Source organism: Xanthobacter sp. DMC12, assembly GCF_056314105.1.
The window spans coordinates 89683-109266 of record NZ_JBQUYZ010000004.1 but is presented as its reverse complement, the minus strand read 5'-3'; the positions used below and the strand labels follow the sequence as shown (position 1 = coordinate 109266).

Below are 19584 nucleotides of genomic sequence, written 5' to 3'. Positions count from 1 at the left end.
AACCGGCGCTTCGCCCGGCGGGCCGCCGGCTGTAGAGTGGGGCCAGACGCAGGCTGGCATTGAAAGACGATCGACGATGACACGCAGGATGTACATCGCGACCGTCACGATCGCCTACGCGATCGGTGCCACCCTGTGGATCTACCTGTCCGACCGCTTCATCGAGAGCGTCGGGGGCTCCATCGGCTTCGGCGTCTTCTCCACCCTCAAGGGTCTGGTGTTCGTCGCGGTGACGACCGCCCTGCTTTATCTGGCGCTGCACACTGCGGCCCAGGGGACGGGCGGGGCGCGGCCGATCCTCACCCTCCGGGGCTGGGTGCTGTTCCTGATCCTCGCCTTCGTCACGCTCCCGGCGGGGCTCATCAGCTACGCGGTCTTCCGGTCGGCCTCTGACAGGCTGCTGCAAGAGCGGACGGGGCAGCTCGAATTCATGACCGAGGTCGTCGCGCGCTCCATCGACGCGGAAGTGGCGCGGCGCATGCTGGCGGTGCCGCCGCAGGCGCCGCAGGCCTCGACCGCAGACATCGTCGCCCACGGCGGCGGAGGCTTCAGGCGTCTCGCGGCGTTCCTTGGCGTGATGGGCGATAGCGGCCGGGTGCTCATCGTCACGAGGACCGCGACCGGAAACGCCGGTCCGGGCGAATGGCGCATCGTTGGAGAGGGGGCGTCCCTGCCGGGGTCCCTTGCGGAACTCGCCCAGAACGGAATGGCGGGCCGCGTCGCGAGGATTCTGGAGCCGCAAGGCGATTCCTCCTTGCTGGCTGCCGCGGCGGTGATCCCGGCCGCGGATGCTGTACTCATCGCCAGCGTCGCCACGGCCGACGTGGTGGACGACGTGCGCGGCGTCGCCTTCCTCTCCGCCATCACGGCCGCGGCCTGTCTGCTGGTGGCCGGCATTCTCGCCATCCTGATGGTGCAGCGCCAGCAATTGCGCGCCGCCATCGCGGAGGCGGACCAGAAGGCCGCGCTGCATGCGGCGGAGGAACGTTTCCGGGCGACCTTCGAGCAGGCCGCCGAGGGCATTGCCCATCTCGACCTCGATGGGCGCTTCCTGCGGGTCAATGAAACCCTCTGCGCCCTCCTGGGCTATGGCCGGGAGGATCTGCTCGGGCGCAGCTATGCCGACGTGCGGCCGAACCTCCGCGCCGGAGCGAGCGGCAATACCGGCCGCGCGGACGTCGCATCGCTGCCCTCGGGAACGGTGGTCGAGCCGCGCGGCGACCAGCCCCACCTCACCCAAGCGGGCGAGGAGATCTGGCTGTCCTGCGTCCAGTCCATCGCCCGCGACAGCCCGGAGGGCGCCGGATACATCATCCTCATGGCCTCCGACGCAACGGCCCGCCGCGCGACCGAGCATCGCCTGACGTTGGCCCAGGCGGTGTTCACCAACACCCAGGAAGGGCTGGTGGTGACGGACCTTTCCGGACGCATCACCGCGGTCAATCCGGCCTTCGTCGCCATCACCGGCCACGAGGAGGCCGAGGTGCTCGGCCAGAACATGCGGTTCCTGAATTCCGGGCGGCACGATCGGCTGTTCTACCAGCTCCTGTGGACCGCCCTGAAGGACAGCGGCGTCTGGCGCGGCGAGATCTGGAACCGCCACAAGGACGGCACGCTCTATCTGCAGCAGACGGTCATCAGCACGGTCTACGGCCGCACCGGCGCGCCGGAAAGCTATGTGGGCGCCTTCAACGACATCACCCAGGCGCGCCGTTCCGAGATCGAGGTGGATCGCCTGACGCGCTACGATCCGCTCACGGGCCTGCCCAACCGCACCCTGACCTACTCGCTCATCGAGCACGAGCTGACCCGCGAGGGCACACGCTGCGCCGTGCTCTACGTCGATATCGAACATCTCAAGACCATCAACGACAGCCTCGGCTTTGCCGCCGGGGACAGGGTGCTGCGCACGGCCGCCCAGCGCATCCGCAGGACGGTGCCGGAAGACGCCACCATCGGCCGCTACGGCGCCGACGAATTCGTCGTGGTGATCGACGGGAGCGAGGGGCCGAAGGAGGCGGTGAGCCTCGCCGTGCGCCTCATCGAGGCGCTGGCCGAGCCGTTCGCAGCGGAGGGCGTCGCCGATCTCTTCGTCAATGCCAGCATCGGCATCAGCCTCTTCCCCGAGGACGCGGGCGACGCCACCACCCTGCTCCAGCATGCCCATGCCGCCCTCTACCAGGCCAAGAGCCGGGGCGGGCGGACCTACGCCTTCTATACCGACGCCCTGACCCGCGACGCGCGGGCGCGCGTGCAACTGGTGGCCAATCTCCGCCGGGCGCTGGCGGAGCACGAATTCACCGTCCACTACCAGCCCATCGTCCGGCTCGAGGACCAGGTCATCGTCGGCGCCGAGGCGCTGGTGCGGTGGATCACCCCCGAGGGGGAGATGATCGGCCCCGACCGCTTCATCCCCGTCGCCGAGGAGACCGGCCTCATCGTCCCCCTGGGCGACTTCGTGCTGGCGACCGCCTGCACCCAGATGGCGGCCTGGCGCAAGGCCGGGCTGCCATGCGGATTCGTCGCGGTGAATATCTCCGCCGGGCAGCTCGCCGCGACCGACATCTGCGCCCGGACCGAGGCGGCGCTGGCCGCCGCCGGGGTGCCGGCTGACAGCATCGAATTCGAAATCACCGAAAGCATGCTTTTCGGTGCCGATACCGGTGCTGAATCGAAGCTGAACCGCATCGCGGAACTGGGTGTCAGGATCGCCATCGACGATTTCGGCACCGGCTATTCCTCCCTCGCCTACCTCAAGCGCTTCCCCATCTCCCGCCTGAAGATCGACCAGAGTTTCGTGCGCGATCTCCCCGCGTCCGTGGTGGATGGCGAGCTGGTGCGTGCCATGATCGCCATGGCCCGGGCGCTGGATATCGAGATCCTCGCGGAGGGGGTGGAGGAGGCGGGGCAGATGGCCTTCCTCGCCTCCCACGGCTGCACCTTCGGGCAGGGCTATTTCTGGAGCCGCCCGCTGCCGCCGGAGCGGTTCGAGGCCTTGTTTTCCAACACTTTCGGGGCCGCGGGCGCTCGGTCCGCATCGCGCTGACCGAGCGCCTTCGGGGCGCTCCCCGCCTTCGTGCGCGAGGGTCACGGCTGTCCGTTTGTCTGTCTCGAATATTGTCGTACAATCAGTTTACATTCTGCGTGGCGGGTGCCACACTCCCCCGGTACGAAGAACCAAGGCGGCCCGCCAGACGGCCGCGCAGGGAGCCCCGGGAATGGCCGTTCGCGTCGAGGAACAAGGCAATGGCGTCGTCGTCCTGACACTGGTGGGACAGGGCGAGCCGAACCATCTGGATACAGAGGCCCTTCTGGGCCTCGCCGAAACGGCCAAAAGCCTTGCGAATCAATCGAGTATGCGGGCCTTGGTGGTGCGGGGGCAGGGCACCAACTTCTGCGGCGGCCGGGTCGGCAAGAAGGGCCTGACCCGGGCATCCGAGGTTGCGGACGACCTCAACGCCATCCTCAAGGTGAACGCCGCCTTCGCCGCCCTGCCGGTGCCGACAATCCTTGCGGTGGAAGGCCTTGCGCTCGGCTGGGGCTTCGGCATGTCGGCCCAGGCGGACTATGTGGTCGCGGCCGAAAATGCCCGCTTTGCCCTGCCGGAAATGTCCCACGGCATGCCGCCGCTGATCGTGCTGTCCTACCTGTTCCGCTTCGTCTCCTACAAGAGGGGCTTCGAGCTGTCCCTCTCCAGCCGGGAAATTTCCGCTGCCGACGCAGAGGCTTACGGCATCGTCACGTCCGTGGTGCCACCCGGCTCCGCGTTCGCCGAAGCGCTGCGGGTCGCCGATTTCATCGCCGCCCAGGACCCCAAGTCCATCACACTGCTGCGCAAGTTCGGCCGTGAGGCCGCCGGGCTCTCCGATCCGCAGCGCAGCGAATACGCAGTCTCGCTCATGAGCGTCCTGCTCGCCGAGCGGGCGCAGAAAGCCCATGGCTGAGGCCGGAGCGGGAGGCGTCCCATGCGCGTGCTGGTGACGGGAGGGGCGGGCTTCCTCGGAAGCCACGTGGCGGCGGCGCTTTCTGCCGCCGGCCATGGCGTCGTAAGCTACGACATGGCGGCGCCGGGGCCGGAAGCCCTTGCGACGTTTGCCGCGGCGGAGGTGGGCGACGTCGTCCATGCGCTCGGTCAGACCACCGACCTCGCGCGTCTCATGGACGTGTGCCGCACCGAGCGGATCGAGGCCATCGTCCACAGCGCCGGCATCGTGGGGCTGGAGACCTCCCTCGCCCAGCCGGCGGCGACCTACCACACCAACATCACCGGCATGGTGAATGCCTGCGAAGCGGCACGGCAGCTCGGCATGGCGCGGCTCATCTATCTGTCGAGCAATGCCGCCTACCATGGCGGGGACGGCACGCCGCTGAAGGAGACTGATCCGGTCTTCTCGGTGGTGCGGGGCAATCCCGCCGGCCACTACGGCACCACCAAGATGGCCTGCGAGGCCATCGGCCTCGCCTACGCCTCCTTCCACGCACTCGACGTGCTGGCGCTGCGCGTGACAGCCATCTATGGCCTCGGCATGCGCACGCCCATGTTCATCAAGCCCATGGTGGAGGGTGCGGTGCTGGGCCGGCCCGTGCGGTTCGCGACCGGCGGGCCGATGAAACGCGATTACACCTATGTGCCGGACTGCGCGAAGGCAGTCGTGCGCGCCCTTGCGGTAGCGACGCAGCCCGAAGGTGCGCAGCGCGTCTTCAACGTGGCGGCGGGGCAGGCGACCGCGGCGGCGGAGGTGGCGCGGATCGTCCGGCAGGTGGTGCCGGGCGCCGATATCGAGATCGGCGACGCGCTGTCGCCACTGGAGGAGGTGAATGCGCGCATGCGCGCCTCCCTCGACATTTCCGCGGCGCGCGCGGTGCTCGGCTGGGCGCCGGACTTCACGCTGGAACAGGGCATCCGCGACTATGCGGAGCGCTACCGCGCCTTCATCGGCGCGGGTGGGGCTCACCCGAAGGGGCAGGCGGCATGAGCGCACAGACGGTTCCCACCTACGAGGTCTTCGCCATCCGCTACGCCACGCGGGATGCGAAGCGGGCGGACAATTTCATCGGCGGCGATCCTCACGACGCCCCCATGCCGCTCGACTATTACGTCTGGGCCATCGTCGGCGAGGCGCGCAGCTTCGTGGTGGATACGGGCTTCAATGCCGAGGTCGCGGCGCGCCGCAAGCGCGATTTCCTGCGTTGCCCGGCAGATGCGCTGAAGCTGGTGGGGCTTGATGCGGCGACGGTGCAGGATGTGATCCTCACCCACTTGCACTACGACCATGTGGGCAATTTCGATCTCTTCCCCGCCGCGACCTTCCACCTCCAGGAGGCGGAAATGCACTACGCGGTGGGACGCTACATGCGCTACCGGCGCCTGCGCCATTCCTTCGAGGTGGAGGATGTGGTGGGCATGGTCCGCGCCAACTATGCCGGTCGGGTCAGCTTTTATGACGGCGGTGCGGAACTCGCGCCGGGGGTGACGCTGCACCCCGCGCCCGGGCATTCCGCGGGGCTCCAGTTCGTGCGGGTCAACACCCGCCGCGGGCCGGTGGTGCTGGCGTCGGACGTGACCCATTTCTACGAGAACATGGACACCGAGCGCCCCTTCGTCACCGCCTTCCACGTGGGGTGCATGCTGGAAGGCTTCGACCGCCTGAAGGCCGCCGCGCCCTCGCCGGACCACATCGTCCCCGGGCACGATCCTCTGGTGATGAAGCGCTACCGGCCGCCGAAGCCGGAACTCGAAGGCATCGTCGTGCGGCTCGACGAACCGCCCGTCATCTGATTTCGTCGCCGCAGACGGCGCAGTGAATCCACCGGGACCGCCAGCCAAGGACGCCAGCCAAGGAAACCCGAAATGACCACGCCAGCCAGCCTTGCAGCCATGCACCAGGCGGCATCGCTCAAGAAGCAGGTGATCGAGGCCCTGCGCACCGCCATCCTCGAAGGGCGCTTCCAGCCGGGCGATCGCTTGGTGGAGCGCGAGATCTGCGAGATGTTCCAGGTGAGCCGGACCCTGCTGCGGGAGGCCCTGAGCCAGCTCGCGGCGGAGGGCATCCTGCAGATCATCCCCCATCGCGGGCCTATCGTCGCCATCTACACCGCCGAGGATGCGCGCTCGATCTATGAGCTGCGCGCGACGCTGGAGGAGATGGCGGGCCGCTGCTTCGCCGAGCGGGCCACGGAGGCCGAGCACAAGGCGCTGGAAAGCGCCTTCGCCGCCTTCAGGAAAGCCAGCCGCGGCAAGCCGGGCAGTGATCTCCTGCTGGTGAAGACTGCCTTCTATGCGGCGCTCACGGCCGGCGCGCACAATCCGATGCTGGAGGACATGCTGCGCATGATCCACTGGCGGGTCACCATGCTGCGCGCCCACACGCTGTCCCAGCCCGGCCGGCTTGCGAAGAGCCTCGCCGAGATCGGCGACATCATGGAGGCCATCGCCCGGCGCGATCCCGAGGCGGCCGGACAGGCCTGCCGCCGCCATGTGATGAACGCCGCCGCCATCGCCGATGCGGTGCTCACCGCCAAGGAGGCCGAGCGCGATCGGCCGGTTCGCAAGCGGGGCGCGAAGGAAACGTCCAGGGACAAGGGGGCCGCTGCTCCGCCCGCAGTCGAGCCGCGCCTCGCCCGCATGTAGTCCGCCTTCAGGCGCGGGGGCCGCGCCTCTTCTTCGAGAATACCCGCGCTCCCGCTTTGGCGGGGGATTGATGGCGCACGCCCAGCGTGGACCGCCGAGGAGCTTGCGTGATGTCCGATGCTACTGCCTTCAGCCCGCTCCCAGCAGAGACGGCCCCCGTCCTCCATCAGGTGCGCGCCGGTCGCCGTGGGGCTCCGCTGGTGGTGCTCATCCACGCCGTCGCGCTCGACCTGACCTATTGGGACCGGCAGTTCGGTGTGATCGCCGAACGCTTTGACGTGATCGCCTACGATCTCGCGGGCCACGGCTCGTCGCGGGCGCCCGGCGAGTCATTCGGGTTTAACGATACGGCCGCCGATCTCGCCCGGGTCATCGAGCGGGCCGAGGCGGGGCCGGCCTGCGTGGTGGGGCTGTCCGTGGGCGGCATGATCGCCCAGACGCTGGCGCTCGCCCGGCCGGATCTCGTGCGCGCGCTGTGCCTCATGGATACGGTCAGCACCTTTGCCGAGGCAGGACGCCAGGCCGTACGCGGGCGTGCCGCGCAGGTGCGGGCGGGCGGCATGGAAGCGATCGTCGCGCCGACGCTGGAGCGCTGGTTCACCGCCGGCTTCGCCGCGCGGCGGCCCGATGTGCTCGACCGGGTCGCGAAGACCTTGCGCGCGGCCGATCCCGACGTTCACGCCGCCATGTGGGACATGATCTCGACTCTCGACGTGGCGCCGCGTCTCGGCGAGATCGCGAAGCCGACGCTGGTGATGGTGGGGGAGAAGGACCCGACGACGCCCGTCGCGGCATCCGAGGTCATCGCGCGCGGCATCCCCGGCGCGCGGCTGGAGATCATCCCCGACGCCTCGCACATGGCGCCGCTGGAAGCTCCGGATGAGGTGAACCGGCACCTTCTCGCCTTCCTCGACGCTCTCTGACATCCGCGGCAGGAGGAGACGCTCGTGCCCATTGGTTTCATCGGCCTCGGCGCCATGGGGGCTCCGCTGGCGACGCGCCTCCTCGAAGCGGGCCGGGAACTGGTCATCCATACGCGCCGGCGCGAGGCTGCGGCACACTTCGAGGCGCTGGGCGCGCTCTGGGTGCCGACGCCCCGCGATGTCGCCGCGAGAACCCGCGAGATCTTCACCATGCTCCCCGGCCCGGCCGAGGTCGAGGCGGTGGTGTTCGACGCCGACGGCCTTGCTGAGGGGCTTTCGGCCGGCGCGACGATCATCGACATGACCACCAGCGCGCCGGCAGCGGTGCGCACGCTCGGCGACCGCCTCGCGGCCCTCGGCGTCGACCTGCTGGATGCCCCGGTGAGCGGCGGACCCAAGGGCGCGCGTACGCGTCGGCTGGCCATCTGGGTGAGTGGCAGCGCTGGCGCGTTCGAGGCCAGCCGGCCGCTTCTCGATCTGCTCGGTGACCGGGTGATGTTCCTCGGCCCCCTCGGGGCTGCGACCACGGCGAAGCTGGTCCACAACAGCGCAAACTACGGCATCCAGATGGTTCTGGCAGAGGTCTTTACCATTGGCGTCAAGGCCGGTGTGGACCCCGCCACCCTTTTCGCTGCGATCCGGGAGGGATCGCTCGGGCGGCAGAATGCAGTGGACCGCCTCGCCGACCAGTTCCTGCCGGCGGCGTTTGATGACGTGTCCTTCGCCCTCGATCTTGCGTTCAAGGACGTGTCGCTGGCCGCGGCGCTGGCACAGGAGGTCGGCGTTCCCGCGCGGTTCACCGAGATGACGCTGGCCGAGATGACGGAGGCCCGCAACCGCGGCTGGGGGCAAAGGGATTCCCGCGTCGCCATGCTGGTGCAGGAAGAGCGCGCCGGCGTCGCGATCAAGGTCGATCGCGCCACGCTGGACGGGATTCTCAACAGGGGAAAATAGAGGCGATTTCCAGCCGGATGGCCGGGTGACGGAAAGTCAGCCGGAGGTGGTTGACATCCCGCGTGTTGGCCATATTGTCATACAATAAGTCAGAACAAGAGGGGGCGCAGAGCGTCCCTCACGCGACGCCGCCAAGCACATGTCGCATCGCCGGGAGGAAACAATGTCCATCGTCAGAAGCATCATCGCCGCCGGATGGATGGGCCTCGCCCTTCTGCCGGTCGCTGCCGGGGCCGCGGGCCTTGAGAAGCCGAAGATCTCGATCGCGGTCGGCGGCTCCATCAGCCAGATGAATAAGATCGCGTATTTCGTCGCGCTGAATAAGAAATACTTCGAGGACGAAGGCCTGACGGTGGATTCCACGGCTTTCAGCTCTGGCACCGCGGCCCTGCAGGCCGTGGTCGCCGGCGGAGCCGACATCGGCGAAGGGGCTTACGAACACATGCTTCGGCTGCAGGCGAAGGGCCAGGACCTCACCTGCCTCACCGTCTTCGGGCGCTATCCGGGCAACGTGCTCGCCGTCCGTGCCTCGAACGCTGGCAGCATCAAGGGCGTCAAGGATCTCAAGGGCAAGAAGATCGGCATCTCGGCGCCGGGCGCCTCCACCCAGAATTTCGTCGCCCAGCTGCTGGAGCGGGCTGGCGTCAACTGGAAGGATGCGAGCTTCATCTCGATCGGCACCGGCCCGAGCGCGGTCGCCGCCATCCGCTCCGGCACCGAGCTTGATGCCATCGTCAATCTGGATCCCGCCATTACTTCGCTCACGGACGCGAAGGAAGTGGTGGTGCTCGTGGACAGCCGGAACGCGGAAGGATCGCAGATCGCCTTCGGCGGCCCCTACCTCGCCGACTGTCTCTACGCGCGCACGGACTTCATCAAGGCCAATCCGAATACGTCGCAGGCCGTGTCCAATGCCCTGGTGCGCGCCATGCAGTGGCTGAAGACCGCAAGCATCGACGACATCATCGCCTCTGTGCCCGCCGAGTATTACAAGGCCGATGAGGCGCTCTACCGCAAATCGCTGGAGCAGAACCTTTCCGCCTTCCAGTGGGACGGCATCGTGACGCCCGAGGCGGCCAAGAACGTGCTTGCCACCATCTCGGTGATGGAGCCGGCGCTGAAATCGGCCAGCCTCGACATCCCGCGCACCTATGACAACAGCCTCGTGGAACGTGCGCTGAAGAAATACGGCCCGGCCGCGAAGCACTGACGTGTCGCCGAGTGGCCGATGCCGGCCCCTCGGTCCCGCGCCCCCCAGTTCCCGCGCCCTCAGGGAGACGTTTCATGACCCTCGGCCTTCAACCGGAAGCCGGCCCCCTCCGCATGCCCGCGCCCTTCGGTGACCTCTCCGCTCACGCCGGGCCGCCGCCGGCCCTTCTGTTCGACCACGTCTCGGTCCGCTTCGGCGCCTATACGGCGGTGAACGACGCGAGCCTCCACGTCGGGGATGGCGAGTTCGTCTCCATCGTCGGCCCCACCGGCTGCGGCAAGTCCACCCTGCTGAATGTGGCAGCCGGTTTGCTCGAGCCCTCCGAGGGCGACATCTGCGTCTATGGCCGATCGCTGGAGGGCATTAATGCGGATGCCGGCTATCTCTTCCAGGCGGACGCGCTGATGCCGTGGCGCACCGCGCTGTCCAACGTCATCACCGGCCTCGAATATGCGGGGACGGAGCGCAAGGCGGCTGAGAAGCTGGGCAATGAATGGCTTGCCCGCGTCGGGCTTTCCGGACATGGCGAGCGCTTTCCGCACGAAATGTCCGGCGGCATGCGCAAGCGTGTCGCGCTGGCGCAGACGCTCATTCGCGATCCCAAGATCGTGCTGATGGATGAACCGTTCAGCGCCCTGGACGTGCAGACCCGCGTGCTGATGGAGAACGAGCTGCTCCAGCTCTGGACCACCTATCGCAAGTCGGTGCTGTTCATCACCCATGACCTGGAAGAGGCGATCTCCCTGTCGGATCGGGTCATCATTCTCTCCGCCGGCCCCTCCACGCACCCCATCGCCGAGTTCCGCATCGACCTGCCGCGGCCGCGCGACGTCGCGGAGATCCGCATGACGCCGCGCTTCGTCGAGCTTTACCACCAGATCTGGGACGCCATGAAGGAAGAGGTCCTGAAAGCCTATGAGCGAAATCAGCGCAAACTTGCGGACTGACGCCGTGATCGCCGATCCCAGCGCCTCTGGCCGCACTGCCCCCGGCCGCCCCGCAGCCCGCCCGCAACGGCGGCCCCGCCGCCGACCGATGCCGGGCCCCATCGTCCTCACCGCGCTCCAGGCGGCGCTGTTCGCTGCCCTCATCATCGCCTGGTATGTGCTGGTGCGGGCCAAGGCCCTGCCGGTCTTCTTCTTCGGCGATCCGGTTCTGGTGTTCCAGCAGATCGTCAGCTGGTTCGTGACGGGCGAGATCTTCGTCCATCTCGCCACCACGCTGATCGAAACGCTGCTCGCCTTCCTGCTCGGCGTGGCGTCGGGCATCGGCATCGGCCTATGGCTCGGCCTCTCGCCGCTCACAGCAGCCCTGTTCGATCCCTACATCAAGGCGCTCAACGCCATGCCGCGGGTCATCCTCGGCCCGATCTTCATCGTCTGGTTCGGCCTCGGCATTGGCTCAAAGGTCGCGCTGGGCGTGACGCTGGTGTTCTTCGTGGTCTTCTTCAACGTCTTCCAGGGCGTGCGGGAAGTGAACCCGGTCATTCTCGCCAATTCACGGATGCTGGGCGCGAACCGGCGCCAGCTCCTCACCACGGTCTATATCCCCTCGGCCCTGAGCTGGGTGTTCTCCAGCCTGCACATGTCCGTGGGCATGGCCTTCGTCGGCGCGGTGGTGGGTGAATATCTCGGCTCGGCCCGGGGTGTCGGCTACCTGATCCTCCAGGCGGAGGCGACCTTCGACGTGAATGCCGTGTTCGCCGGCATCATCGTGCTCACCGTCTTCGCGCTGGTGCTCGACCTTGCCGTGACCCTCGTCGAGAAGCGCCTCATCGTCGGCAAGCCGAAATCCTGATCCTCGCCCGCCCTTCACGTCACGCAAATTCATTCAGGAACAGTCAGATGACCGAAACGACCGAAACCGCCAGCCTGCTGCACAAGGGCATGGAGATCCGCAAGGCCGTGCTGGGCGCCGCCCATGTGGAGCGCTCCATGGCCAATGTGGACGAGTTTGCCCGCCCTCTGCAGGAACTGGTCACCGAATATTGCTGGGGCGCGATCTGGGGCCGGCCGGGGCTGGAACGCAGGACGCGCAGCATGCTCAATATCGTCATGCTGTCGGCCCTGAACCGTCCGCACGAACTCAAGCTCCATGTGCGCGGCGCCCTGACCAACGGCGTCACCCGCGATGAAATCCGCGAGGTGGTGCTGCAGATCGCCATCTATTGCGGCGTCCCGGTGGCGCTGGAGACCTCGCGTATCGCGCAGGAGGTGTTCCGCGAGGTGGATGCCGCCGCGGCTGGCTGAGGATCGCGGCCGCAATCGCTAGTCCGGCGGGGAGGAGCCGACAGGCGCCGCCTTCCCGCCGGGGCGGTGGAGAAGGGTCAGCGACAGGAAGGCGCCGACCCAAGAGCCTATCGCCGCGAAGACCACATAGACCCAGTTCTCCGTGTAGCTGATGACGGCGAACGAGGAGAGCATGTACCAGACACTCGACCAGTTGGCCGCCGAGAGGCGCCGGCGCGCCACTACGGCCGAAGTGAAGGCCACGTAGCAGGCATCAGTGGCGGCCGTGGCGATGAACACCCCCAGCGCGATCAGCGGGTCGAGGGCAGAGAAGGCGCCGAGGATATGCTGCATGGGCGGCCCGTGATGACAGGGGTGTCGGGGCCGCCATCATGGCGCAGCTTGAAGGCCGGCGACAGCGGCGCCAGCCTCGCTCACGCCGACCAGATGCCACTGCTTGAGGCCTGCCGCACATAGTTGACGAGGTAGTCCGTGAACACGCGGATCTTCGCCGGCAGGCGCTCCCTATTCTGATAGGCGATGTTCATGGTCAGCATGGGCAATTGCCAATCCTGCATCACCGCCACGAGCCGCCCCGAGGCGAGATCCTCCTGCACGATGTAAAGCGGCTGGATGAGGATGCCGAGCCCCGATAGCGCCGCCTGCCGGATCACCTGCCCGTCATTACAGTCCAGCGCGCCGGTGATGCGCACGGTGCGCTCCGCGTCGCCCTTGGTGAGGCGGAGCGAGAAGGGGTCCTGCGCGAGATTGTAGACTAGCATGTCGTGCCGCGTGAGGTCGGCCGGCTCGCGCGGGCGGCCGTGCTCCTCCAGATAGGCCGGCGATGCGGCAAGCACCCGCCGCATGCGCCCGAGCCGGCGCACGATGATGTTGGTGTCCGGCTCGTGCAGGCGGGTGCGGATGGCGACGTCGATGCCCGCCTCGATGAAGTCGAGATAGCGGTTGGCCACCGCGATATGCACGTTGAGCTTGGGATAGAGCTTGCGGAACTCCGGCAGCATGGGCGCAAGATAGATGGTGGCGAAGGAGAGCGAGCTCGTCACCCTGAGCAGCCCCTGCGGCGCGAGGGTGTGCTCGTTCACCGCCTCTTCGGCCTCCGCCAGCTCCGTGAGCAGCGTGCCGCTGCGTTGGTAGAATTCCTGTCCCGCCTCGGTCAGCCAGAGGCGGCGGGTGTTGCGCTCCACGAGACGGGCTGAAAGACGCTCCTCCAGCGCGGCGAGATGCCGGCTCGCCGCGGCATTGGACATGCCCAGCGCCTCCGCCGCGCGCGAGAGGCTGCGCAGCTCGGCGGTCTTCACGAACACCTCGATCTGGGTCAGGCGATCCATATTTCCATTTCGCGCAAAAGACCGTTCCGGAAAATCCCGTTTATTTCCGCTGCGCGCAAGTCAAAACTCACATCCAACGAAAGACCAATAGGTCGAGGAAAACGCCAATGATGGGACCCATCCGCCACATCGTGATGTGGCGCGTGAGCGGAGAGACGCGCGAGGAGCGCGCCGCCGCCCGGCAGAAGGTCAAGGACGCATTCGAGGGCCTGCGCGGCCGCGTCGCCGGCATGACCCGCGTCGAGATCGGCCTCGACATCTCCGATGTGGATTATGCCTGCGACGTGGTGCTGGTGTCCGAATTCGCCACTGCCGCCGATCTCGCCGCCTACGCCTCCCATCCGGAGCATCTGCGCGTGCGCCAGGAACTGGCGGACCTGCGCATCGCCCGCTTCCAGGTGGACTATGTGGCCGAGGATGCCGCCTTCGGCGCCATCGAGGCCCGTGCGCCCGCCGCCGCTTCCGTGGCGCGTCCGCGCGGCGCGCTTCTCGCCGGCGAGTGAGCCCCAAGGCGCGCCTGTGCGCGTCCCAGACGGATCTGAACCATGATCGAGACCTTCACCTACGAGGCCCTGCCCATCCGCGTCCGTTTCGGCCGCGGCACCATCGCCGAGGTCGGCGCCGAGGTGGCGCGGCTCGGCGCGCGGCGGGCGCTGGTGCTCACCACACCGCAGCAGGCGGGCGAGGGCGCGCGCATCGGCAAGCTCATCGGTGAAGCCTGCGCGGGTGTCTTTCCCGGCGCCACCATGCACACGCCGGTAGAGGTGACGGACAAGGCCCTCGCCGCGCTGAAGGCCGCCGATGCGGATTGCGTCGTGGCACTGGGCGGCGGCTCCACCACCGGCCTCGGCAAGGCGCTGGCCCTGCGCACGGGCGTGCCGCAGCTGGTCATCCCCACCACCTATGCCGGCTCGGAGATGACGCCCATCCTCGGCGAGACGCAGGAGGGCCGCAAGACCACCATCCGCTCGCTGGACGTGCTGCCGGAAGCCGTCATCTACGACGTGGATCTCACGCTCACCCTGCCGCCCGGCCTCTCCGCCACCTCCGGCGTCAACGCCATCGCCCATGCGGTGGAGGCGCTCTATGCGCGGGACCGCAACCCGGTGATCTCGCTGATGGCGGAGGACGGCATCCGCACGCTCTCCTCGGCGCTGCCCATCCTCATCCACGAGCCGGCGAACATCGAGGCCCGCACCATGGCGCTCTACGGCGCGTGGCTCTGCGGCTGCTGCCTCGGCGCGGTGGGCATGGCGCTGCACCACAAGCTCTGCCACACGCTCGGCGGCACCTTCAACCTGCCGCATGCGGAGACGCACACCATCGTTCTTCCCCACGCGGTGGCCTACAACGCCCCCGCAGCGCCAGAGGCCATGGCCGCCATCACCCGCGCGCTGGGCGCGCCGGATGCGGCGCAGGGGCTGTTCGATCTGGTGCGGGCGCTGGGCGTGCCGCGCGCGTTGTCGGACATCGGCATGCCGGCGGACGGCATCGAGACCGCCGCCGATCTTGCCGTGGAAAACCCCTACTGGAACCCGCGTCCGGTGACCCGCGACGGCATCCGCGACCTCATCGCCCGCGCCTATTCCGGCGAGCGGCCAGTGGCGGCGGCGCCGGCGGAGGAGGCGGCCTGATGGGCGCGCGCACCCTCATCTCCGGCGCCACCATCCTCTCGATGGAGCCCGCTGTCGGCGACCTGCCGAAGGGCGACATCCTGATCGAGGACGGCCGCATCGCCACCATCGCCCCCGCCGTCGAGGCGGCAGATGCGGAGCGGGTGGATGGGGCAGGGCGCATCTGCGTGCCCGGCTTCGTGAACGCCCATATGCACACCTGGCAGACGGGGCTCCGAAGCCTCGCCGCTGACTGGACGCTGCTGGAATATTTCCGCTGGGTGCATGCGGGCCTTGCCACCCGCTTCCGCCCCGACGACATCGGCATCGCGACGCTGGTGGGCGCGCTCGGGCAGATCGATGCCGGCACCACCACGCTGGTGGACTGGTGCCACAACAACCCGACGCCGGACCACACCGACGCGGCGGTGGAGGCGCTTCAGGACAGCGGCATCCGCGCCGCCTTCTTCCATGGCTCCCCCAAGCCGGACCCGAAGCCCGGCGAGCCGCATTTCTCCGAGGTGCCGCATCCGCGCGCCGAGATCGAGCGGCTCATGCGCGGCCCGTTCGCCCGCACGGACGGCCTGCTGACGCTGGGCCTCGCCATCCTTGGCCCGCATTATTCCACCATGGAGGTCGCCCGCGCCGACTTCCGCCTCGCCCGCGAGTTCGGCCTCGTCGCCTCCATGCACCAGGGCGGCGGCGCGGCGAAGACGCCGGGCGGCTGGGAGACGCTGATTGCCGAGGGGTTGGTCGGCCCCGGCATCAACGTCGTCCACGGAAACGATCTCTCCGACGAACTGTTCTCCCGCCTCGTGGACCTCGGCGCCTCCTTCTCGGTGACGCCGGAAAACGAGATGACGCAGGGCCACGGCTTCCCCGTCACCGGCCGCCTGCTGAAGCGCGGCGCGGCGCCGTCCCTTGGCGTGGACCTTGAAAGCGTGCTGGCCGGCGACATGATGGGCGTCGCGCGCATTGCCCTCGGCATGCAGCGGGTGCTGGACAATACGGACAGCCGCCGCGACACGGGCAGCATCCCGCCCACCTCCACCGTTCGCGTGCGGCAGGCGCTGGAATGGATCACCATCGAGGGCGCGCGCATGCTGGGGCTCAATGCCCGCATCGGCTCCCTCGCGCCCGGCAAGCAGGCCGATCTCGTGCTCATCGACGCCCGCGCGCTGCATCTCCAGCCTGTGCATGATCCCGTCGCCACCGTGGTGATGCAGGCGGGGCGCGGCGACGTGGAGGCGGTGATGATCGCCGGCCGTTTCATGAAGAAGAACAGGACGCTGCTCGCCACCGGTCTCGATGAGAAGCTCGCCCGGCTCACCGCCTCGGGCGCGCGCGTCGTCGATGAGCTGGGCCTCGGCAAGAAGGCGGCGTGAGGAGAGGATGATGGCTGATACTTTGACCCTCGGATGGATCGGGCTCGGCAAGATGGGCCTGCCCATCTCCACCCGCCTCGCCGGCGCGGGCCGCGACATCGCCGGCTTCGACCGCGATCAGGAGCGCATCGCCGAGGCCGCCGCCGGGGGTGTCACACCCGCCGCGACGCTGGAAGATGCGGCCGGTCGCGACATCGTCTTCACCTCGCTGCCGGACGACAAGGCGCTGCGTGCCGTGGCGCTCGACGGGCCGCTGCTCTCCGCCATGCGCAAGGGGGCGATCCTGGTGGAGACCTCCACCGTCAGCCCCGGCATCTCCGCAGAGCTGGGCGCCGCCGCCGAGCGTGCGGGCATCCACTATCTACGCGCGCCGGTCTCCGGCAACGCCGCCATCGCGCACACCGGCAACCTCACCTGCTTCGTCTCCGGCCCGCGCGCGGCGTTCGACACGTTCGAGCCGGTGGCCAAGGATTTCACCCGCGCCCAGAAGTATCTCGGCACGCAGGAAGAGGCGCGCTACGCCAAGCTCTCTGTGAACCTCATGATCGCCGTCTCGGCGGCCATGATGGGCGAGAGCATCGTGCTGGCGCGCAAGGGGAACCTCGCTTGGCAGGATATCCTGGACGTGCTCACCAACAGCGCGGTCGGTTCGCCCATGGTGCACTACAAGGCCAAGAGCCTTGAGACGCGCGACTTCAATTCCACGTTCTCCTGCCGGCAGATGGCCAAGGACCTCGACCTCATCGTCGGGGCCGGCCACGCCGCCGAGATGGCCATGCCCCTCGCCACGCTCACGCGGGAGATCTACGGCGCGCTCATCGGGCGCGGCGACGGGGAGGCGGACTTCATTGCACCGGTCCGCCTCGCCGAATGGCTCGCCGGACTGGGCGAGCCGGATCTCGACAAGAATGACGGGAGGCTCGCATGAGAAACTTCGACCAGTTTTCCATCACCGAGGCGGTGCTGGAGCGCGTCGCCAACGCGCCTGATGCCCGCATCCGCGAGATCAGCGCGGCGCTCGTTCGCCACCTGCACAATTTCGTCCGCGAGGTGCGCCCCACCCAGGCGGAATGGGAGAAGGGCATCGCCTTCCTCACCGACACCGGCCACATGTGCACCGGCACGCGGCAGGAATTCATCCTGCTGTCCGACACGCTCGGCGTCTCCATGCTGGTGGATGCCATCAACCATGACCACCAGACGGCGGTCACCGAGAGCACCGTGCTCGGCCCCTTCTATGTGGAGGGCCCGCCGGAAGTGGCGAACGGCACCGACATTTCCGGGCATCTCGAAGGAGAGCCCATGTTCGTCTCCGGCTCGGTCGCGACCCTCGATGGTGCGCCGCTGGTGAACGCCATCGTCGATGTCTGGCATTCGGACGTGGACGGCTATTACGACGTGCAGCACGAGGAGAACGGCCTCGTCGCCCGCGCCCGCCTGCGCACCGACGATCAGGGCCGCTTCGCGTTCTGGTCCATCAAGCCCGCCGCCTATCCCATCCCGCACGACGGTCCGGTGGGCAAGATGCTGGAGGCGCAGGGGCGCCATCCCTGGCGTCCGGCCCATGTGCACTTCATGATCGAGGCGCCCGGCCACGAGAAGCTCGTGACCCATGTGTTCGTCGCCGGCGACAGCTATCTCGACAGCGACTCGGTGTTCGGCGTGAAGGACTCGCTTATCCGCGACTTCATCCCCCATGCTCCGGGCACCGCGCCGGACGGCCGGGTGATGGACGCGCCGTGGTGTGCGCTGACCTACGATTTCAAGCTCAACCCCGTATCCGCCGCGGCTTCGCAGGCGGCGTAACGGGACGGACGCGCAGCAAGCCCGGCCAACGGGACGCGCGAAGGGAGGAACGCATGTCTGCCCATATGCCCATCGCGGCGCATCCCATGGATGGCCTGCTGGCGCGCCTCGCCGGGATCGTCGGTGATCGGGCCACCCGCGCGCCCGGCGTGCTCGCCGACCATGGCCGCAGCGAGGCCTATCACGCGGCGACCCCGCCGGACGTGGTGGTTTATCCGGAGAGCACGGCCGAGGTGCAGGCCATCGTGCGCCTGTGCCGCGAGGCGAAGGTGCCGGTCGTCGCCTTCGGCGCGGGCACCTCGCTGGAGGGCAATGCGGCGGCGCTCCACGGCGGCGTGTGCCTCGACATGGGGCGGATGAACCAGGTGCTGAAGGTGAATGCGGAGGACATGGACGTCACCGTCCAGCCCGGCATCACCCGCAAGCAGCTCAACGCCCAGCTGCGCGACACCGGCCTGTTCTTCCCCATCGATCCCGGCGCCGACGCCTCCATCGGCGGCATGACCTCGACCCGCGCCTCGGGCACAATGGCGGTGCGCTACGGCACCATGAAGGACAATGTGCTGGCGCTGGAGGTGGTGCTGGCGGACGGCCGCGTGATCCGCACCGCGCAACGGGCCCGCAAGTCCGCCGCCGGCTATGATCTCACCCGCCTGTTCGTGGGCGCCGAGGGCACTCTTGGCGTCATCACTGAGGTGACGCTGAAGCTGCATCCCCAGCCGGAGGCCATCTCCTCCGCCGTCTGCGCCTTCCCGGATCTGAAGTCCGCCGTGGACACGGCCATCGCCGTCATCCAGTCCGGCGTGCCGGTGGCGCGGGTGGAACTGCTCGACGTGGTGATGATGCGCGGCATGAATTTGCACGCGAAGCTCGGCCTGCCCGAGGTGCCGCATCTGTTCTTCGAGTTCCATGGCTCCAAGGCCTACGTGGCCGAGCAGGCGGAGACCACCGAGGGGCTGGCGGCGGAATTCGGCGGCCAGGGGTTCCAGTGGGCGACGACCCCGGAAGAGCGCAGCCGGCTCTGGCACGCCCGTGACAACACGCTTTACGCCGGCCTCGCGCTGCGCCCCGGCGCGAAGGCGATGATCACCGACGTGTGCGTGCCCATCTCCCGCCTCGCCGAATGCCTGGTGGAGACGGCGGCGGATCTGGAACAGACCGGCCTCACGGCCCCCGTGGTCGGTCATGTTGGCGACGGCAATTTCCACCTGCTGGTGTTGATCGATCCCGCCAGCGGCGAGGAGCTGGCCCGCGCCAAAGCCTTCTGCGACCGCCTCGCCCGCCGCGCCATCGCGCTGGAAGGCACCTGCACCGGCGAGCACGGCATCGGCGTCGGCAAGATGGACTTCCTGTCCCTGGAGCTCGGCGACGCGGTGGACGTGATGCGCCTCGTGAAGGGTGCCCTCGACCCTGACGGCATCCTCAATCCCGGCAAGATCTTCCGGCCCCGCGACACACAGCAAGGAGACGCACCATGAGGGCGGT

At 68.3% G+C, this 19584-nt stretch carries 18 protein-coding genes and 1 pseudogene; 17 read left to right on the top strand and 2 right to left on the bottom strand.

Going from position 1 to position 19584, the window contains the following annotated elements; genetic code table 11:
- The first annotated feature begins 88 nt into the window (after positions 1 to 88).
- From ACT535_RS16080 to ACT535_RS16030, 11 genes are all read left to right on the top strand, one after another.
- On the top strand, positions 89 to 3046 hold the full coding sequence (locus tag ACT535_RS16080; RefSeq protein WP_476365182.1) for a putative bifunctional diguanylate cyclase/phosphodiesterase: 2958 nt from the start codon (positions 89 to 91) through the stop codon (positions 3044 to 3046).
- Positions 3047 to 3218: 172 nt separating this feature from the next.
- The gene (locus ACT535_RS16075; protein WP_476365181.1) at positions 3219 to 3944 is read left to right on the top strand and encodes an enoyl-CoA hydratase/isomerase family protein; all 726 of its coding nucleotides are present in this window, start codon (positions 3219 to 3221) and stop codon (positions 3942 to 3944) included.
- A gap of 21 nt (positions 3945 to 3965) precedes the next feature.
- Positions 3966 to 4976, top strand: a complete 1011-nt coding sequence (locus ACT535_RS16070) for an NAD-dependent epimerase/dehydratase family protein (protein ID WP_168459569.1) — start codon at positions 3966 to 3968, stop codon at positions 4974 to 4976.
- Positions 4973 to 5779 carry an N-acyl homoserine lactonase family protein gene (locus tag ACT535_RS16065; protein WP_168459570.1) on the top strand — a complete coding sequence of 269 codons (807 nt, stop codon included), beginning with the start codon at positions 4973 to 4975 and terminating at the stop codon, positions 5777 to 5779. Before ACT535_RS16070 ends, ACT535_RS16065 begins: the two co-directional genes overlap by 4 nt.
- Before the next feature lie 72 nt (positions 5780 to 5851).
- Positions 5852 to 6631 (top strand): GntR family transcriptional regulator, encoded by a 780-nt coding sequence (locus tag ACT535_RS16060; protein ID WP_210254541.1) that lies wholly within the window; start codon positions 5852 to 5854, stop codon positions 6629 to 6631.
- 110 nt (positions 6632 to 6741) lie between these two features.
- A complete protein-coding gene (locus ACT535_RS16055; RefSeq protein WP_476365180.1) occupies positions 6742 to 7554 on the top strand; it encodes an alpha/beta fold hydrolase in 813 nt (270 codons plus the stop codon).
- 24 nt (positions 7555 to 7578) lie between these two features.
- Positions 7579 to 8508 carry an NAD(P)-dependent oxidoreductase gene (locus ACT535_RS16050; RefSeq protein WP_476365179.1) on the top strand — a complete coding sequence of 310 codons (930 nt, stop codon included), beginning with the start codon at positions 7579 to 7581 and terminating at the stop codon, positions 8506 to 8508.
- Between the two features lie 163 nt (positions 8509 to 8671).
- Positions 8672 to 9718 (top strand): ABC transporter substrate-binding protein, encoded by a 1047-nt coding sequence (locus tag ACT535_RS16045; RefSeq protein WP_476365178.1) that lies wholly within the window; start codon positions 8672 to 8674, stop codon positions 9716 to 9718.
- 113 nt (positions 9719 to 9831) lie between these two features.
- Positions 9832 to 10665, top strand: coding sequence for an ABC transporter ATP-binding protein (locus ACT535_RS16040; RefSeq protein ID WP_476365447.1), 834 nt, complete (start codon positions 9832 to 9834; stop codon positions 10663 to 10665).
- A gap of 88 nt (positions 10666 to 10753) precedes the next feature.
- The gene (locus tag ACT535_RS16035) at positions 10754 to 11515 is read left to right on the top strand and encodes an ABC transporter permease (RefSeq protein WP_168459574.1); all 762 of its coding nucleotides are present in this window, start codon (positions 10754 to 10756) and stop codon (positions 11513 to 11515) included.
- A gap of 47 nt (positions 11516 to 11562) precedes the next feature.
- Positions 11563 to 11967 carry a carboxymuconolactone decarboxylase family protein gene (locus ACT535_RS16030; protein ID WP_476365177.1) on the top strand — a complete coding sequence of 135 codons (405 nt, stop codon included), beginning with the start codon at positions 11563 to 11565 and terminating at the stop codon, positions 11965 to 11967.
- Between the two features lie 18 nt (positions 11968 to 11985).
- On the opposite strand, the gene ACT535_RS16025 is transcribed toward ACT535_RS16030, so the two are convergent.
- On the bottom strand, positions 11986 to 12300 hold the full coding sequence (locus ACT535_RS16025) for a hypothetical protein (RefSeq protein WP_476365176.1): 315 nt from the start codon (positions 12298 to 12300) through the stop codon (positions 11986 to 11988).
- Positions 12301 to 12380: 80 nt separating this feature from the next.
- Positions 12381 to 13295, bottom strand: coding sequence for a LysR family transcriptional regulator (locus ACT535_RS16020; protein ID WP_168459577.1), 915 nt, complete (start codon positions 13293 to 13295; stop codon positions 12381 to 12383).
- A gap of 107 nt (positions 13296 to 13402) precedes the next feature.
- Here ACT535_RS16020 and ACT535_RS16015 point away from each other — a divergent pair.
- The 6 genes and pseudogenes from ACT535_RS16015 to ACT535_RS15990 all read left to right on the top strand — a co-directional run.
- Positions 13403 to 13702, top strand: a pseudogene (locus tag ACT535_RS16015) (Dabb family protein); the annotation flags it as partial.
- A gap of 138 nt (positions 13703 to 13840) precedes the next feature.
- Positions 13841 to 14929 carry a maleylacetate reductase gene (locus ACT535_RS16010; protein ID WP_476365175.1) on the top strand — a complete coding sequence of 363 codons (1089 nt, stop codon included), beginning with the start codon at positions 13841 to 13843 and terminating at the stop codon, positions 14927 to 14929.
- The gene (locus tag ACT535_RS16005) at positions 14929 to 16293 is read left to right on the top strand and encodes an amidohydrolase family protein (protein WP_476365174.1); all 1365 of its coding nucleotides are present in this window, start codon (positions 14929 to 14931) and stop codon (positions 16291 to 16293) included. The genes ACT535_RS16010 and ACT535_RS16005 overlap by 1 nt, the downstream gene beginning before the upstream one ends.
- Before the next feature lie 10 nt (positions 16294 to 16303).
- A complete protein-coding gene (locus ACT535_RS16000) occupies positions 16304 to 17221 on the top strand; it encodes an NAD(P)-dependent oxidoreductase (protein ID WP_476365173.1) in 918 nt (305 codons plus the stop codon).
- Positions 17218 to 18099, top strand: a complete 882-nt coding sequence (locus ACT535_RS15995) for an intradiol ring-cleavage dioxygenase (protein ID WP_476365172.1) — start codon at positions 17218 to 17220, stop codon at positions 18097 to 18099. Before ACT535_RS16000 ends, ACT535_RS15995 begins: the two co-directional genes overlap by 4 nt.
- 53 nt (positions 18100 to 18152) lie before the next feature.
- On the top strand, positions 18153 to 19577 hold the full coding sequence (locus tag ACT535_RS15990; RefSeq protein ID WP_476365171.1) for an FAD-linked oxidase C-terminal domain-containing protein: 1425 nt from the start codon (positions 18153 to 18155) through the stop codon (positions 19575 to 19577).
- Positions 19578 to 19584: the final 7 nt, after the last annotated feature.

What these genes read in the sequence shown, in the direction of transcription:
- ACT535_RS16030 (WP_476365177.1), top strand. Translation starts at nt 11,563, where the DNA reads ATGACCGAAACGACCGAAACCGCCAGCCTGCTGCACAAGGGCATGGAG.
- ACT535_RS16035 (WP_168459574.1), top strand. Translation starts at nt 10,754, where the DNA reads ATGCCGGGCCCCATCGTCCTCACCGCGCTCCAGGCGGCGCTGTTCGCT.
- ACT535_RS16060 (WP_210254541.1), top strand. Translation starts at nt 5,852, where the DNA reads ATGACCACGCCAGCCAGCCTTGCAGCCATGCACCAGGCGGCATCGCTC.
- ACT535_RS16010 (WP_476365175.1), top strand. Translation starts at nt 13,841, where the DNA reads ATGATCGAGACCTTCACCTACGAGGCCCTGCCCATCCGCGTCCGTTTC.
- ACT535_RS16040 (WP_476365447.1), top strand. Translation starts at nt 9,832, where the DNA reads ATGCCCGCGCCCTTCGGTGACCTCTCCGCTCACGCCGGGCCGCCGCCG.
- ACT535_RS16080 (WP_476365182.1), top strand. Translation starts at nt 89, where the DNA reads ATGTACATCGCGACCGTCACGATCGCCTACGCGATCGGTGCCACCCTG.
- ACT535_RS16070 (WP_168459569.1), top strand. Translation starts at nt 3,966, where the DNA reads ATGCGCGTGCTGGTGACGGGAGGGGCGGGCTTCCTCGGAAGCCACGTG.
- ACT535_RS16055 (WP_476365180.1), top strand. Translation starts at nt 6,742, where the DNA reads ATGTCCGATGCTACTGCCTTCAGCCCGCTCCCAGCAGAGACGGCCCCC.
- ACT535_RS16065 (WP_168459570.1), top strand. Translation starts at nt 4,973, where the DNA reads ATGAGCGCACAGACGGTTCCCACCTACGAGGTCTTCGCCATCCGCTAC.
- ACT535_RS16075 (WP_476365181.1), top strand. Translation starts at nt 3,219, where the DNA reads ATGGCCGTTCGCGTCGAGGAACAAGGCAATGGCGTCGTCGTCCTGACA.
- ACT535_RS16020 (WP_168459577.1), bottom strand. Translation starts at nt 13,295, where the DNA reads ATGGATCGCCTGACCCAGATCGAGGTGTTCGTGAAGACCGCCGAGCTG.
- ACT535_RS16005 (WP_476365174.1), top strand. Translation starts at nt 14,929, where the DNA reads ATGGGCGCGCGCACCCTCATCTCCGGCGCCACCATCCTCTCGATGGAG.
- ACT535_RS16045 (WP_476365178.1), top strand. Translation starts at nt 8,672, where the DNA reads ATGTCCATCGTCAGAAGCATCATCGCCGCCGGATGGATGGGCCTCGCC.
- ACT535_RS15995 (WP_476365172.1), top strand. Translation starts at nt 17,218, where the DNA reads ATGAGAAACTTCGACCAGTTTTCCATCACCGAGGCGGTGCTGGAGCGC.
- ACT535_RS16025 (WP_476365176.1), bottom strand. Translation starts at nt 12,300, where the DNA reads ATGCAGCATATCCTCGGCGCCTTCTCTGCCCTCGACCCGCTGATCGCG.
- ACT535_RS15990 (WP_476365171.1), top strand. Translation starts at nt 18,153, where the DNA reads ATGTCTGCCCATATGCCCATCGCGGCGCATCCCATGGATGGCCTGCTG.
- ACT535_RS16000 (WP_476365173.1), top strand. Translation starts at nt 16,304, where the DNA reads ATGGCTGATACTTTGACCCTCGGATGGATCGGGCTCGGCAAGATGGGC.